15 protein-coding genes are annotated in these 15,985 nt (G+C 38.6%); 4 read left to right on the forward strand and 11 right to left on the reverse strand.

The window, feature by feature from the left end; genetic code table 11:
- The first annotated feature begins 86 nt into the window (after positions 1–86).
- Positions 87–1,337: a beta-ketoacyl-ACP synthase II gene (gene fabF, locus ACFE6N_RS05505; RefSeq protein WP_378934598.1), complete on the forward strand. Its 1,251-nt coding sequence runs from the start codon at positions 87–89 to the stop codon at positions 1,335–1,337.
- Between the two features lie 180 nt (positions 1,338–1,517).
- Here the strand turns inward: fabF and ACFE6N_RS05510 are convergent, their stop codons facing one another.
- The 4 genes from ACFE6N_RS05510 to ACFE6N_RS05525 all read right to left on the reverse strand — a co-directional run bounded on the left by ACFE6N_RS05510 (position 1,518) and on the right by ACFE6N_RS05525 (position 5,484).
- Positions 1,518–2,162 (reverse strand): YceH family protein, encoded by a 645-nt coding sequence (locus tag ACFE6N_RS05510; RefSeq protein WP_378934600.1) that lies wholly within the window; start codon positions 2,160–2,162, stop codon positions 1,518–1,520.
- Between the two features lie 208 nt (positions 2,163–2,370).
- Complete coding sequence (locus ACFE6N_RS05515) at positions 2,371–2,787, reverse strand: DUF6526 family protein (RefSeq protein WP_378934602.1); 417 nt, start codon at positions 2,785–2,787, stop codon at positions 2,371–2,373.
- A gap of 149 nt (positions 2,788–2,936) precedes the next feature.
- On the reverse strand, positions 2,937–4,823 hold the full coding sequence (locus ACFE6N_RS05520; RefSeq protein WP_378934604.1) for an OmpA family protein: 1,887 nt from the start codon (positions 4,821–4,823) through the stop codon (positions 2,937–2,939).
- 37 nt (positions 4,824–4,860) lie between these two features.
- On the reverse strand, positions 4,861–5,484 hold the full coding sequence (locus tag ACFE6N_RS05525; RefSeq protein WP_090979664.1) for a 7-carboxy-7-deazaguanine synthase QueE: 624 nt from the start codon (positions 5,482–5,484) through the stop codon (positions 4,861–4,863).
- A 106-nt stretch (positions 5,485–5,590) separates the two neighbouring features.
- Here ACFE6N_RS05525 and ACFE6N_RS05530 point away from each other — a divergent pair, with 106 nt between their 5' ends.
- Complete coding sequence (locus tag ACFE6N_RS05530) at positions 5,591–5,926, forward strand: Rieske (2Fe-2S) protein (protein ID WP_378934606.1); 336 nt, start codon at positions 5,591–5,593, stop codon at positions 5,924–5,926.
- Between the two features lie 219 nt (positions 5,927–6,145).
- Here ACFE6N_RS05530 and ACFE6N_RS05535 read toward each other — a convergent pair whose 3' ends face one another.
- The 7 genes from ACFE6N_RS05535 to ACFE6N_RS05565 all read right to left on the reverse strand — a co-directional run bounded on the left by ACFE6N_RS05535 (position 6,146) and on the right by ACFE6N_RS05565 (position 13,129).
- Positions 6,146–6,565 carry a PIN domain-containing protein gene (locus ACFE6N_RS05535; RefSeq protein WP_378934608.1) on the reverse strand — a complete coding sequence of 140 codons (420 nt, stop codon included), beginning with the start codon at positions 6,563–6,565 and terminating at the stop codon, positions 6,146–6,148.
- Positions 6,566–6,568: 3 nt separating this feature from the next.
- Positions 6,569–6,829 carry a DUF6364 family protein gene (locus ACFE6N_RS05540; protein WP_378934610.1) on the reverse strand — a complete coding sequence of 87 codons (261 nt, stop codon included), beginning with the start codon at positions 6,827–6,829 and terminating at the stop codon, positions 6,569–6,571.
- A 682-nt stretch (positions 6,830–7,511) separates the two neighbouring features.
- Complete coding sequence (locus ACFE6N_RS05545; protein ID WP_378934612.1) at positions 7,512–8,393, reverse strand: bifunctional 5,10-methylenetetrahydrofolate dehydrogenase/5,10-methenyltetrahydrofolate cyclohydrolase; 882 nt, start codon at positions 8,391–8,393, stop codon at positions 7,512–7,514.
- An 84-nt stretch (positions 8,394–8,477) separates the two neighbouring features.
- Positions 8,478–10,265: a translation elongation factor 4 gene (lepA, locus tag ACFE6N_RS05550; protein WP_090979653.1), complete on the reverse strand. Its 1,788-nt coding sequence runs from the start codon at positions 10,263–10,265 to the stop codon at positions 8,478–8,480.
- 304 nt (positions 10,266–10,569) lie between these two features.
- Positions 10,570–11,994, reverse strand: coding sequence for an MATE family efflux transporter (locus tag ACFE6N_RS05555; RefSeq protein ID WP_378934614.1), 1,425 nt, complete (start codon positions 11,992–11,994; stop codon positions 10,570–10,572).
- A gap of 298 nt (positions 11,995–12,292) precedes the next feature.
- The gene (locus ACFE6N_RS05560; protein WP_378934616.1) at positions 12,293–12,712 is read right to left on the reverse strand and encodes an acyl-CoA thioesterase; all 420 of its coding nucleotides are present in this window, start codon (positions 12,710–12,712) and stop codon (positions 12,293–12,295) included.
- 150 nt (positions 12,713–12,862) lie between these two features.
- The gene (locus ACFE6N_RS05565; RefSeq protein ID WP_378934618.1) at positions 12,863–13,129 is read right to left on the reverse strand and encodes a hypothetical protein; all 267 of its coding nucleotides are present in this window, start codon (positions 13,127–13,129) and stop codon (positions 12,863–12,865) included.
- Between the two features lie 33 nt (positions 13,130–13,162).
- Between ACFE6N_RS05565 and rpsO the strand changes: the two genes are divergently transcribed.
- Both rpsO and pnp read left to right on the forward strand, forming a co-directional pair.
- Positions 13,163–13,447, forward strand: coding sequence for a 30S ribosomal protein S15 (rpsO, locus tag ACFE6N_RS05570; RefSeq protein ID WP_090979643.1), 285 nt, complete (start codon positions 13,163–13,165; stop codon positions 13,445–13,447).
- 303 nt (positions 13,448–13,750) lie between these two features.
- Positions 13,751–15,886 (forward strand): polyribonucleotide nucleotidyltransferase, encoded by a 2,136-nt coding sequence (pnp, locus tag ACFE6N_RS05575; protein ID WP_378934620.1) that lies wholly within the window; start codon positions 13,751–13,753, stop codon positions 15,884–15,886.
- Positions 15,887–15,985 lie beyond the last annotated feature (99 nt).

Below are 15,985 nucleotides of genomic sequence, written 5' to 3' on the forward strand. Positions count from 1 at the left end.
TGTTTAGCTCTTCCTGCTATATTAAATATCTCTTGGATAATTAACAGTTGATTTTATCCAAGGGAATTGACTAAAAAATATTAAAAATGAAAAGAGTAGTAGTAACTGGTTTAGGTGCCATAACCCCGCTTGGCAATACTGTTGAGGAATTTTGGCAAAAGATATTGGCCGGAAAAAGTGGAATTGGACCCATTACCAAATTTGATTCCGGTAAATTTAAAACGCAGTTTGCAGGTGAAGTAAAAGATTTTAATCCGGAAGAATACCTGGAGAAAAAGGAAATAAAAAAATACGACCTTTTTACGCAGTATGCTATTGCTTCGAGCGATCAGGCGATAAAAGATGCAGAATTGAATTTCACAACAATGAATGATGTGGAATTGGCAGAAGTCGGCGTTATCTGGGCAACTGGAAATGGTGGTATTGGTACTTTCGAAGCACAGTTGGAAGAGTTTCATGCCGGCGACGGAACGCCGAGATTTAACCCATATTTTATTCCAAAAATGATTGTTGATATTGCTGCCGGTGCCATTTCTATCCGTCATAAGTTGCGTGGGCCAAATTACTGTACGGTTTCGGCCTGTGCGTCGTCCAATACCGCAATCGTAAATGCTTTTGATACCATCCGTTTAGGCAAAGCTAACATCATGATAGCAGGCGGTTCAGAAGCAGCGCTAACAAAGTCATCTGTCGGCGGATTTAACGCCGCTCAGGCTTTATCAAAAAACAACGATGATCCTCAGGGTGCATCTAAACCTTTTGATAAAGATAGGGATGGTTTTGTGATGAGCGAAGGCGCAGGTGCTTTGGTTTTGGAAGAGTTGGAACATGCTTTAGCACGTGGCGCAAATATCTATGCCGAAATTGTTGGTGGTGGAATGGCTGCGGATGCCTATCACCTTACCGGAACACCTCCCGATGGGATTGGTGCGGCCTTAGGTATGACGAAAGCATTGAAAGATGCCGGAATAACTGCGGATAAAATTGATTATATTAATGCACACGCTACATCAACCGGATTAGGTGATTTAAGTGAGTTGCAGGGTATTCATACTGTTTTTAATGGTTTGCCCGTAATTATTGGGGCTACCAAATCGATGACCGGGCATTTACTGGGGGCGGCAGGTGCAATTGAAAGTGTAATCAGTATCCTTGCGATCAGAGATAATATCATTCCACCTACCATTAATACCAAAAATCTGGACGAAAATATTCCAAAGGGATTAAATATTGTTTTGGGTGAGCCGATTAAAAAGGAAATCAATTATGTATTAAACAATACTTTTGGTTTCGGTGGTCACACGGCGAGTACTATTTTTAAAAAGTATGAAGCTTAATTGTCTCAAAAAAAATCTGATACTGGTCTTAGCGTCTCGCTAAGACCTAATTTTTGCCAAAGAAATATAGGAGTACGGAAAATTAATTTTTAGGTTCTTCGATTACGCTAAGATCTGCAAGCACTTTAGTTAAAGCTAATGGTAGAAAACCATTAAACTAATGCAAATGAACAAGCTAATCTACTTGTCCATCAACAAATTTACCAGTTCTTTAAGTTCTTCCACTTCCAACTCCAGCTTTTCAATGCGATTTTCCAATGCAGTGGTATCGATTTGTGGTGCTGTAAATGTTTCTGTTTCGACGGTGATTTCAGCCTGTTCGCCTAAAAGATGGGTAAAACGTGCCTCTTTCTGACCTGCTTTCTTTGTCAATTGTTTTACAAAGGCAGGTTCATCATTCGATAGTTTTTGGAGTTGTTCTAAAACCTCTTCTATACTTTCAAATTCATATAACCTTCCTGAATTACTGTTAATTTCTCCAGGCGTTAAAGGGCCGCGTAGTAGCAAAAGGCAGATTATTGCTAACTCTGAAGGCAGTAGCGGATAAACTATTGCTAAATTATGTTTGTATTTAGTTGCCCGGCTTGATCCGCCTGTAGCTGTAGCGATTAAACCTTTAATTTTAAGTTGGTTTAATGTTAAGGTTACGGTTTCCTCATCGTAATTTACTACCGGATTTCTTGAACTTTTTTGGTTGCACGCTGCAGTTAAACTATTCAATGTCATTGGGTAATAATCAGGTGTGGTGCGGCTTTTTTCTATTAAGGCGCCTAAAACTCGCTGTTCTTCTGCTGATAAATCGGGTAGGGGTTTTACATTATCCATATTATAAAAGTATCAATTGGCGGAACATTTTGAAAATTATTTTGTAAGAAGCTGTTTGCTGTGCATTTAATGGTAAAAAATGTTGATGTAGAGGAGTAAAATCACCTATTGAAATAAGATTTCAGTAAGCTAATCCAAAAGCAGTTTTTATCAGATATTGAAGATATCAGAAGCGAAGTTTCGGTAGTTCCTGATCCCAGGCGGGTAATTATATCCGGTGATAATCACCCCGCCAGTTTTTTATGCTTTTTTTGATCTCATTTGGAGACAATTTATTGTTCACAGCTTGATCAACCAAAGTTAAAAATTCTTCATCTCCTGCAAAACGTAAAGCGAGGATCTGGCTGATGCTTAGTTTATTTGGAAGTGCACTGCCGGCCAGAATATAATAACGTAGATTCTCTTCAGCCCTTGCTGCTCTGTCCTGGGCTTTAAGTGCAAACATCCTGGCCATTACCGCTATAATTGCAATGAGGAAAAATGCAAGCACCAACAAGCCCGTAATGATGGTAGGGATGGCAATACAGGAATATATGGAAAAACACAGTCCTATAACTGTTAGCGGTACCGCGAAGAAATGGAACGGCGGATAAAATCTTTTATGGTTTTCGTAGTTTTGAGACATATTTAATGATTAAATTCTATTACTTCTTTTTGTTTTTTTGAAATTTAAGCCCATTTTTAAAGTGCCTCACAACTGCTGCACTTTGAATATTTTCACACCGGTTTACTTACCGGTCACCTGCATTTAATATAACAGCCTTTCACAGTACGCTATATTTTCGTAATTACAAATGATGTTCTTCTGTTAATCTTTCTCCCTGCTTCAGTTTTATTATCTGCAATGGGTTTACTGGCTCCAAAACCCTTAAAAGTAAGCCGTTTTGAATCTATACTGTTTTTAACCAGGTATTCGTAAACAGCATTAGCCCGATTAAAAGATAATTTTTCATTCAACTGATCATCACCGACGTTATCTGTATGGCCTTGAATCTCAATCTGTACGTGTTCATTTTGATGCAAAAAGGCGATCAGCAGGTCGAGTTCGCGGATAGAAGCAGGTAAAAGATTAAATTTATTGGTGTCGAAGAAGATATTTTTTAAGGTTACGTTTCCGCCTTGTTTTATTTTTTCAATGTAGACTTCAATTTGGTAAGGTTTATTAATATCGCCACTTTTAAGTTCGAAGTTTTCTGAGTAAAATAGGTAACCTTCGGCATTTACATTAAACAGATAGTTACTCCCTATGGGCATTACTGCTAAAAATTGACCGGTTTCGGGATCGGTGTAATCATCAAAAACAGTTTTATTGGTTTTCAGATCTATTACCTGCACATTGCTTTCGATTGTTTTTTTGGTATCACGGTCTCTTACAATTCCTTTTACGTAAGAAACTTTTAAAGGTCTGGCCGTTTCTGGAATGCCGAAGCTATAAATGTCCTGCATGCCGTAACCAACTTTTAAATTTGAAGAGAACAACCCCAAATTTCCATCAGCACTTACTATTAAGCCGCTTTCATCTTCAAAAGAATTGATCGGATAGCCAATATTGATTGGCCTTTGCCATTGGCCATCATTACCCAGTCTGCTAAAATAAATATCTTTATTCCCAAACCCTGGCCAACCATTTGATGAAAAATATAGTGTTTTACCATCTACATGCAGAAAAGGAGTATTTTCATCAAAAGGGGTGTTGATCTCAGGTCCCAGATTAATGGCTGGTCCCCATTTTGCATCATCGGTAATGGTGCTTTTCCAGATATCATACCCCCCGAACCCGCCAGGTCTGTTGCTGATAAAATACAATGTACGTCCATCAGGACTTATAGCCGGCTGCGATTCCCAGAATTCCGAATTAACCGGCTGACCAACATTATAGGGTTCACCCCAATCTTTTCCTTCACGGTGAGAAACATAAATATCACATCTGCCTAAGCCATCAGGTCGGTTACATCCGGTAAAAAACAAATACTTTCCATCAGGAGAAATGGTTTGTGCACCTTCATTATATTTTTCTGTATTTATCTTGTTGGATAATGGTGTAGCAAGGCCCCAAGCATTATTTTTAAACTGCGCGGTCCAAAAGTCTTCATTACCATTTACCTGGCGGGTAAAAACCAATGTTTCACCATCAGCAGTTATCGCAGGAAAGTATTCAGCATCAGGCGTATTCACGCCTTCACCTAAATTTATGGGGTTATACTTTACAGGCTTCTTTATTGCCAAATCGGCAAAATCGCAATCCAGGAGGTATTTCTTTGCTCTTCTCGCTTTTTCAGATGAAGAATCCAGTACCAAAAACTCAGTAAAATGTTGTTTTGCTTTTATATAATCCTGCGTAGCAAATACAGTTTCTGCGAGTCCATAAATTACGTCGGGAGCAACCGTTTTATTAATTAATATCGCCTTTTCGTAAGCCATTCTGGCTTCCTGGTATTTTTTTTGAGCTTTATAAACACCAGCAAGTAATATATAGGCATTCTGAAATAGCGGGTCTGATTCTACCGCATTATTTAATAGTTGCTCAGCAGAGGAGTAATCAAATTTATCAATAAACGGACCTGCTTTTTCAAAATAGACCTGCGCTTTTTTATTTGGAGAACTTTGTCCAAAACAATAAAAGCTTAGTATGCTAAAGGAGAGGATTAAACAAAATTTCATTACATTAACATTGGTATCAAAGCTAATGTAAACTAATTTAAGGAATATTTAAAAATTTGTGTGTTTGTAAAGAGATCTCCCATTTAGGGTTAGCCATTACATACTCAATAATCAACGGTGTAATTTCTTTTGATTTGGACCATTCAGGTTGAAGATATAGTTTGCAATTTGGAGATACCATTGCCGCATATTCCTCAGCCCACTTAAAATCACTTTTATTAAAAACAATTACTTTTAACTCGTTAGCGAAAGGCGTGATATCTGGCCTTGGTGCTTTAAACTTTTTAGGCGATAGGCAGATCCAATCCCAGTTGCCTGAAAGGGGATAGGCACCTGATGTTTCAATAAACGTGAGTATTCCTCTTTCTTTAAGTTTATTGGTCAGGTAATCAAGGTTATAAATTAAAGGTTCACCACCGGTAATTACAACTGCCTTACCAGGAAATTGACTCGCATTTTCCACAATAACATCCGAAGCAGTAAGCGGATGCATTTCGGCATCCCAGCTTTCTTTAACATCGCACCAGTGGCAACCCACATCGCAACCGCCCAAGCGGATAAAATAGGCTGCTTTACCTGTGTTAAATCCTTCCCCCTGTATGGTGTAAAATTCTTCCATCAAAGGAAGTAATGTGCCGTCTTCTGGTATTGCCTGTTTCATTTTTGAGGATGCAAATATCCAAAAAAAATATGGGGAAGCAGTTTCTATTTCTAAATTTAGCAGAAAGATGAAATAATACTGATATTTGTTTCCCTTATTTAGCTGTATGAAGTGGTTTAAAGCCTTGAACAACAATCAAATTCCAAATCCTGATGACATTAAAACCATTTCTGTTAATGGCAAACAGATTTGTGTACTTCATCATGAGGATAAAATTATCGCTACGCAATCACATTGTCCGCATGCGGGTGGCCATTTTAGTGGTGGCTGGTGTAAAAACGGAAACCTGGTTTGCCCGATTCATCGTTACGAATACAGTTTGAAAACAGGAAGGGGAGCAGAGGGGCAGGGCGATTATATCAATATCTATCCAACAGCATTACGTGAAGATGGCCTGTATATTGGCTTTGAAGAAAGTTGGTGGAGTAAATTGTGGGGATAGTCAGGTTCATTAGTTCATTTGTCATTGGTATACAGGGAAATTAGGTCTTCTTAGCAGATGTAAAAATAAATTTTGTGCCTTCTTACTTTTATGGGGAAAGAAAACTCGTCCTTTCGACTGAAGCGCAGTCCCGAACGTTCGGGAGAGAAATCTATCATCTATAAAGATCCTTCATTACATTCAGGATGACAATTCTGGTAACGAACTTGATGATTAATGTTAATTAAGCAAATATCTTTTAAAAAACGCCTGACAGCTTAATACCTCAATGTCAGAGAAATAAAAATCCTCCACATCATCTGTAATGATGCATTTACAATCAACAGATTGTGCAGCATAGTATTCCAGACCATCTTCAAAGTCATGTATTTTCTTATTCGATAATGTATCCAATACACCTTTTGATGAATTGCCGGCGATCTTCAGATATTGGCAAAGCAAATCGATTTTTTGTTTGGCCAACTGTGTTTTATGTTTTTTCTCAGCAAAATAAAAAGCAATCGACAGACACATCGGGGAAGTATAAATTTCAAATTTTGGATGTGTTGCCAGGCTTAAAATCCTCGAAGAGTAAGTGAAAACAGGATATTCCTTATTTAGTACAGAAACCAACACATTTGCATCCAAAAATACCCTCATCAATTATTTCTGAGCATTAAAAAATTCATCTTTGGATTGCTTAGCCGTTTTTTTTGAAGGTTTTTTATATGTTACCTCACCTTCAGCCACCATGCTTACCCAATCAGCAACCGGGAAATCTTCTAAAGATTTATATTTTTTAGCGGTAACCTGAGTTAACAGGTGTTCTACTAAACGCGATAAACTAATGTTATTGTCTGCTGCATACTTTTTCGCTTTGGCAACAACATCCTGATTAAAGCTTAAGGTGAGTTTTGCATCCATTATCTTATCGTTATAAAAACAAATTTACATATTTACGTATAAATTTAAGATTTTATACGTAAAAAAAACTAGCTAACGCATTGAAGAACAACATCAATTTGCTGATCTAATCTTAAAGCGCCCTACGCTTTCCTATATTTTCAGTCGTGGTGTTTACTTAACCTTCCGCCTTCCTGCCTTCTACCTTTTATGTCTTTAAATAAAAAAAAGCAATCCAAAAAGGAATTACTTTCTATATTTTTCAGTTGTGGGGTTTACCTTTAACCTTCCGCCTTTCTACCTTTAATGTCTTTAAATAAAAAAAGCAATCCAAAAAAGAATTGCTTTCTATATTTTTTAGTCGTGGGGTTTACCTTTAACCTTCCGCCTTCCCGCCTTCTACCCTTTATGTCTTTAAATAAAAAAAGCAATCCAAAACGGAATTGCTTTCTATATTTTTCAGTTGTGGGGTTTACCTTTAACCTTCCGCCTTTCTACCTTTTATGTCTTTAAATAAAAAAGCAATCCAAAAAAGAATTGCTTTCTATATTTTTTAGTCGTGGGGTTTACCTTTAACCTTCCGCCTTCCCGCCTTCTACCCTTTATGTCTTTAAATAAAAAAAGCAATCCAAAAACGAATTGCTTTCTATATTTTTCAGTTGGGAGGTCTACCTTTAACCTTCCACCGTACCACCCTCTACCTTTAAACGTATATTTCTTTCCTTGCAGAAGCCAGTGTATTCTTCAATAAACCAACTATCGTCATTAAACCCACACCACCCGGTACCGGAGTAATGTACGATGATATTGGTGCAACATTTTCAAAATCTACATCTCCATACAATTTAAAACCCGATTTGGTTTCGGTAGAATTTTCACGGTTAATGCCTACATCAATGATAATGGCACCAGGTTTAACCATATCAGCGGTAACAAAGTTCTTTTTACCAATTGCCGCTATTACAATATCTCCCTGCAAAACCTGCTCTTTTAAATCTTTTGTACGTGAGTGGGTGAGTGTTACCGTACAGTTGCCCGGATTGGCATTACGAGCCATTAAAATACTCATCGGACTGCCCACAATATTACTTCGGCCTACTACCACGCAATGTTTTCCTGTAGTATCGATATTGTATTCCTGCAACATTAACAAGATGCCGTAAGGAGTTGCGGGAATAAAGCAAGGCAGGTTACGCATCATCCTTCCCAGGTTTACCGGATGGAAACCATCTACGTCCTTGCGATAATCAATCTTTTCGGTCACTTTTTCGGGATCAATGTGTTTAGGTAACGGCAATTGTACAATTAAACCATCTACATCAGCGTCCTGATTAATTTCCTCTATTTTCTCCAGTAATTCGGCTTCGGTAACCGAGTTATCATAACGGTGTAGTGAAGACTTAAAACCAACTTTTTCGCAGTTTTTCATCTTACTGGCCACATAAGTTTCACTGCCACCATCATTACCAACCAAAATGGCTACAAGGTGTGGTTTGCGACCGGTTTTATTCAAAAACTCAGCTGCCTCTTCAGCAATCTGAACTTTAACTTTTTCTGATACGTATTTACCGTCTAATAATTTCATATTTATGAGATGTGAGATACGAGATGTTAGATTTGAGATTAACGGTTTTGTCTCAAATCTCAAATCTAACATCTCAAATCTATATTAATCTAATTTCAAAACCGCCATAAATGCAGATTGTGGAATCTCTACGTTACCCACCTGGCGCATGCGTTTTTTACCTTTTTTCTGTTTCTCCAACAACTTACGTTTACGGGAAATATCACCACCATAACATTTTGCCGTTACATCTTTACGTAGGGCACTCAATGTTTCGCGGGCAATAACTTTAGCTCCGATCGAAGCCTGAATTTTTATTTCAAATTGCTGACGCGGAATCAGTTCTTTTAACTTCTCGCAAATTTTCTTCCCGAAATCGTAGGCATTACTGCGGTGAATCAATGAAGATAAGGCATCAACAGGTTCTTCATTAATAAGCATATCTAAACGAACCAAATCCGATTTACGGTAACCAACCTGATGGTAATCGAAAGAGGCATAACCTTTAGAAATGGTTTTTAATTTATCATAAAAATCAAATACAATTTCGCCCATTGGCATTTCAAAAACCAGTTCAACCCGATCAGAAGTCAGATAGGATTGATTGACAATAATCCCCCTTTTTTGAATACAAAGTGACATTACCGGACCAACAAATTCTGCTTTGGTAATAATATTGGCTTTGATAAAAGGCTCTTCAACCGAATCCAGTTTACTTGGATCTGGTAAATCAGACGGATTGTTTACCGTAATTTCGACACCTTTGGTGGTGTGTGCAACATACGATACGTTGGGTACCGTCGTGATTACGGTCATGTCGAATTCGCGTTCCAAACGCTCCTGAATAATTTCCATGTGCAACATGCCCAGGAAACCGCAACGGAAACCGAAGCCTAAAGCAGCAGAACTTTCAGGTTCAAAAACGATAGAGGCATCATTTAACTGCAACTTGTGCATGGCTTCGCGTAATTCTTCGAAATCCTCTGTATCAACCGGGTAAATACCGGCAAATACCATTGGCTTAACCTCTTCAAAACCTTGAATTGCACTGTCTGCCGGCCTGCCAACGGTTGTGATGGTATCACCAACCTTTACCTCGCGTGCTTCCTTAATTCCTGAAATAATATAGCCTACATCACCGGTTTTAACCACGTTGCGCGGAGCCATATCCAGTTTTAAAATACCAACTTCGTCAGCCAGGTATTCCTTGCCGGTATTGATGAATTTTACTTTGTCTCCCTTTTTAATTTCGCCATTTACCACTTTGAAATAAGCAATAATGCCCCTGAATGAATTAAAAACTGAGTCGAAAATCAATGCCTGTAATGGCGCTTCGGTGTCGCCAACCGGAGCCGGAACACGATCAACAATCGCCTGTAAAATATCGGGTATTCCCATTCCTGTTTTACCTGAAGCGGGAATAATATCGTCACGGTCACAGCCGATTAAATCAATAATCTGGTCTTTAACTTCCTCTGGCATGGCGCCTGGCAGGTCCATTTTATTCAGGATCGGGATAATCTCCAGGTCGTGCTCTAAAGCCAGGTATAAATTCGAAATGGTTTGTGCCTGAATACCTTGCGAAGCATCTACAATGAGTAAAGCACCCTCGCAGGCCGCTATTGATCGCGAAACCTCGTACGAAAAATCTACGTGTCCAGGAGTGTCAATTAAGTTAAAAACATATTCTTCACCACCAACTTTATAGTTCATTTGTATGGCATGACTTTTAATGGTAATGCCCCGCTCGCGCTCCAAATCCATATTATCGAGCAATTGCGCCTGCGCTTCACGCTGCGAAATCGTCGCTGTATATTCTAATAACCTATCAGCCAGGGTACTTTTACCATGGTCAATATGTGCAATAATGCAAAAATTACGTATATGCTTCATCTTTGCGCAAAGATATGTTTTTTAATGGAAATTGTAAGTTGTTACTGAAAGTGATATTCCTGAATTTTTATACGGTTTAAAGCGGAGATGTTTTTGTTCGATCCGAAAAACAAAGGCAGCTGCTTTTCGCATCAGTCAGTCCTGCCTTTCGCTATATCTTTTTGGTGAAATGAGATCAAAGTTATCAAAATTACCTTGCCAAAAAGGATGTCGCTGTAGTCAGGTTTATTAACCTGCAGACAGTGGTTTTTAGGTCGGTTTCCCTGTGAAAACAATATCTGATCTCCGAATATTCTTTCACTGTCTACACAACCGTTTTCTTCCACTTTCCTTTTTTAAACAAAATAAATGCCGCTACCGCAATACCTGCTTCGGCTGCAGGGATGGCAATGAAAACGCCTGTCGGACCCATTTCTAAATACTTTGCTAAAAAATATGCCAATGGAATCTGGAAGAGCCAAAAGGCGAATACATTAATTTTGGTAGGCGTCCAGGTATCTCCGGCACCGTTAAATGCGCTATTAAATACCATTGCGGCTCCATAAATCACAAAGCCGATACTTAGAATTTTTAAAGCCTCACCTGCAACGGCAATCACATTTTCATCTGCAGTAAAAAATGCTGCGAACAAATGTCCACAGGTTAAGAACAATACAGTTACCACGCCCATAAAAATCACGATGTATTTTAAGGTCTGGAATACCGATTTTTCTGCGCGGTCTAGGTGGCCCGCACCTAAATTCTGCCCAACCAAAGTAGCAGCCGCATTACTTAAACCCCATGCTGGTAGCATAAAAAACATCATCAGGCGCAGTGCAGTTTGATAACCTGCCGAGCCGGTATCTCCACCTGTGGTAGCAACCAGTTCGGCCAGAAATACCCAGCTGCAGCTGGCAATAACGAATTGAAAAATAGCTGGAGCAGCAATTTTTATAATGGCTTTAACCTGTTCCAAATCAGGAATAAAGTGGCTAAGGTGGATTTTTAAAGCATTTTTACCATTAAACAGATGATATACCTGATAGGTAACGCCTAAACCACGACCAATGGTAGTGGTAATGGCTGCACCTGTTAAACCCAATGCCGGTATAGGGCCTAAACCATTGATCAAAACAGGGCAGAGGACAATGTTAGCAATGTTGGCGATCCATAAACTGCGCATAGCAATTGCCGCATTACCTGCTCCACGGAAAATCCCGTTAATTAAGAATAGCAGAACGATAATGATGCTTCCGCCCATCATAATACGAACGAATGCAACACCTTGCCCGGCTGTTTCTGTTGAAGCTCCCATAAGCAACAGGATATCTTTGGCGTAAATTAAACCAAGGATACTGATGATAATGTTGACAAAAACGGCTATCAAAATGGTCTGAATACCAGCTTTTGATGCTGCTTCCGGATTCTTCTCGCCGATTCTCCGTGCAACTACGGCAGTTGCAGCCATACTTAAACCAATGGCTAATGAATAGATAATGGTTAAAACCGATTCTGTTAATCCCACTGTTTGGATAGCATGACTGCTGTTTTCCAGGTGGCCAACAAAATAAAGATCCACCAAAGCAAAAACCGATTCCATAGCCATTTCCAACATCATTGGAATGGCCAGTAAAATAATGGCGCGTTTAATGCTGATTGAAGTTAAGTCAACCTCATGACCTTTTAAAGACTGAACGAGAATATCGAAAAAAGCCGATAGTTTGCCCGGTGTCTTTGTAGACTGTGACATATAATTATAATAATGAATAGTGTATAAACCAATGATACGCCATTAAGCGTACATATCTAAACTAAAATGGGAGGGAATCCTTGGTTGCTTAGAACCTCAAACGGATTGCAGATACTATCATGGTTCTGGTCGTTTTGATTTGGCAAAGATAAGTAAAAATTTTTATTGTCAAATTTTGAGTACTTATTTTCAGATTTTTGCACCAGAAACACAGAACTCGCGAATTTCATCCTTTCGACTGAAGCGCAGTCCACAATAAAGATTTTCCGGCTTAGCTCGAAAGGACGGCTTAATAAAGTTATATGCTATATGCTACAATCATTTCTTCGCTAACTTTGGTTCCTCTGCCTGTATTTAAATCGATAAGTACATAATCAAAAATCCCATCCGAAGCTACCTTTCCGGTTTTTTTGTTGATGATTTCGAATTGAACCGAGCAGCCTTTATCGTGCATCATTAAAATCCCTGTCCGGATCAACATTAAATCATTCATTAATAAGGGGCGCTTGAAATTGATATCCACATGGCTGACCACCCAGCCCAAACCTTGCTGGGTAAAATGCTCCCAGGGCATGTTGTAAAACTTTTCCATCTGCTCATAACGGGCAGCCAGTACATAATCGAGGTATTTGCTATTATGTACATGGTTAAACATGTCTATATCATCCGGACGGACACGTAATTCGCTTTCAAATATGCTGTATTGATTCTTTTCCAAAGGTTGAAGTTTTGTGCAAATTAAGGGATTTAATATTTGCAATGTCAAGTATTACTTGCTTTTTGTATATTTCAGAAGAATGGGAAAGCTTAAGTTATATAATATTAATATTCCATGCGAACCATCATCGAGGAGCGTGAGGCTATTTATTTAAGCCAATACCCCTGAACAGCGTTTTTTTTGCAGTCTTGTTTGGTATAAAGTGATAATAATGGCAAAAATACCGGTTACGATAGCGCACAGACCAACAATTATATCAAGTGAAATTTTATTATTATTTTGGGTTTTAGGTTTATGCATCGCTAAGCTGTTTTTAAAATTCGATCTAAAATAAAAAAAAAGGATTTTAGAAAGATAAATATTTCTGGCACAACATGCTTGCTTATCATTAAAAATAGCATTATCTTTGCGCCACAATTAATTAATTTATTGCTTTAATATTATTCAAGAATGTATTTAAGTTCAGAAAAGAAAGCCGAAATCTTTAAACAACACGGCGAAGTAGAAACAAATACTGGTTCTGCAGAAGGTCAGGTAGCGTTATTTACATACCGTATTGCGCACCTAACAGAACACTTAAAGAAAAATCGCAAAGATTTCTCTACACAGTTGTCACTTCAAAAATTGGTAGGTAAACGCCGCGGTATTTTGGCTTACCTATACAAAAAAGATATTGAGCGCTATCGTGCTATCATCAAAGCTTTATCGCTTCGTGATATCATTAAACAAAAATAAGCGAATTTTATCAACGAAAGCCATTCTTTAAGGAATGGCTTTTTTTCGTTCTTACGTTATTTGAAAATGATCATAAATAGATTACTTAAAATTATTGCAATAATTTTATTTTTACCAGCGATTTTATTTTTTGTATTATATCTATCCATACCATTTACAGGTATTCACATTAACGATGGAGCAGGTACATTTTTTGGACTTTGCGCAATCGCCGGGGCTATTTTACTAAGAAATAATAAATAAATTCGAATATATAAACCCGATCTGTTCGAAAGAGGAAAAACAGATCACAATAATTTTTAAATGAATGTAATAAAAAAATCGTTCGATTTGGGCGATGGTAGAATTGTAGAAATTGAAACAGGTAAACTGGCTAAACAGGCAGATGGTTCGGTTGTAGTAAAAATGGGCGATACCATGTTACTGGCAACAGTTGTATCTACTGTTGGTGCTAAACCAGGTACTGATTTTTTACCGTTATCGGTTGATTATCAGGAAAAATATGCGGCAACCGGCCGTATTCCAGGTGGCTTTTTACGTCGTGAGGCAAGATTATCTGATTATGAGGTGTTAATTTCCCGTTTGGTAGACAGGGCCTTACGTCCACAGTTCCCTTCAGATTATCATGCCGATACACAGGTAATGATTTCTTTAATCTCTGCTGATAAAAATATCATGCCAGATTGTTTGGCGGGTTTAGCCGCATCGGCTGCATTATCCGTTTCTGATATTCCTTTCAACGGTCCAATTTCTGAAGTACGTGTGGCTAAAATTGATGGTAAACTGGTAATCAATCCATTTGCCAGCGATTTAGAGCGTGCAACACTTGAATTTATGGTGGCAGGTTCTGCCAACGACATCTGTATGGTGGAAGGTGAATGCGACGAAATTCAGGAGGATGAAATGGTGGAAGCTTTAAAATTTGCACACGATGCGATTAAAGTTCAATGCGCTATTCAGGTTGAATTAACCGAAGCAACCGGTAAAACCGTTAAACGTGAATACAATCATGAAGACCATGATGCTGATTTAAAAGCAAAGGTTTACGCTGATACTTATGATAAAGTTTATGCCGTGGCTAAAGCTGGCGGTAATAAGGATGTGCGTAAAGAAGGTTTCACAGCGATCATCAACGAGTTCTTTGAGGCCATGCCTGAAGATACTGCCGATTTGACCAAAGCATTGGCTAAACATTATTACCATGATGTTCAGTATGATGCGATCAGAAACCTGTTGTTGGATGAAGGCATCCGTTTAGATGGCCGTAAGACTACCGAAATCCGTCCGATCTGGAGTGAAGTGGGTTATTTGCCTGCTGCACACGGTTCAGCTGTATTTACGCGGGGAGAAACCCAATCGTTAACTTCGGTTACTTTGGGTGGTAAAGATGATGAGCAAATGATTGATGGTGCTTTCTTTAATGGCTACCAGAAGTTCTTGTTACACTATAATTTCCCGGGTTTCTCTACTGGCGAAGTCAGACCAAACAGAGGCGCTGGCCGTCGCGAGATTGGTCACGGTAACCTCGCTCAGCGTTCGTTGAAAAAGGTATTACCTCAAGGCGAGGCAAATCCTTACACCATCCGTGTCGTATCTGATATTTTAGAATCTAATGGTTCATCATCAATGGCAACTGTTTGTGCAGGTACATTGGCACTGATGGATGCAGGTATTAAAATAAAAGCACCGGTTTCTGGTATCGCGATGGGTTTGATTACCGATGAAAAAACGGGTAAATATGCTATCCTTTCTGATATTTTAGGTGATGAAGATCACTTAGGTGATATGGATTTTAAAGTAACCGGTACCGAAAATGGTATTGTTGCCTGCCAGATGGATTTAAAAATCAATGGTTTATCTTACGAAGTATTAACCAAAGCGTTATTACAGGCTAAAGAAGGTCGTTTACACATCTTAAACGAGATGAAGAAAACCATCAGTCAGCCTAATGAGGATTACAAACCGCATGCACCTCGTATTGTTTCTTTAACTATTGATAAAGAATTCATTGGTGCAATTATTGGCCCTGGAGGTAAAATTATCCAGGAAATGCAACGCGAAACCGGAGCTACCATCTCAATTGAAGAAGTTGACGGTAAAGGTATCGTTGAAGTATTTGCCGATAACAAAGCGGCAATTGATGCAGCAGTTACCCGTATCCGTAATATTGTTGCCAAACCGGAAATAGGTGAAATTTACCAGGGTAAAGTAAAATCAATTATGCCGTTTGGTGCATTTGTTGAAGTAATGCCAGGTAAAGATGGTTTATTACACATCTCCGAAATTTCATGGGAGCGGTTAGAAACTATGGACGGTGTATTGAAAGAAGGTGATAAAATCGAAGTTAAATTGTTAGACATCGATAAACAAGGTAAAATGAAACTTTCACGTAAAGTTTTATTGCCAAGACCAGAAAAACCAGCTGCGCCAAAAGCTTAATTGGTAATCGGCTTGCTGAACTTGTTTCAGCAGCTCAAATACAAGCCCTTTCAGGTTACTGAAAGGGTTTTTTGTTGATGGCTATTTTGTTTAACAATG

Origin of the sequence: Pedobacter sp. BG31 (assembly GCF_042464845.1) — a bacterium.
Taxonomy (GTDB): domain Bacteria; phylum Bacteroidota; class Bacteroidia; order Sphingobacteriales; family Sphingobacteriaceae; genus Pedobacter; species Pedobacter suwonensis.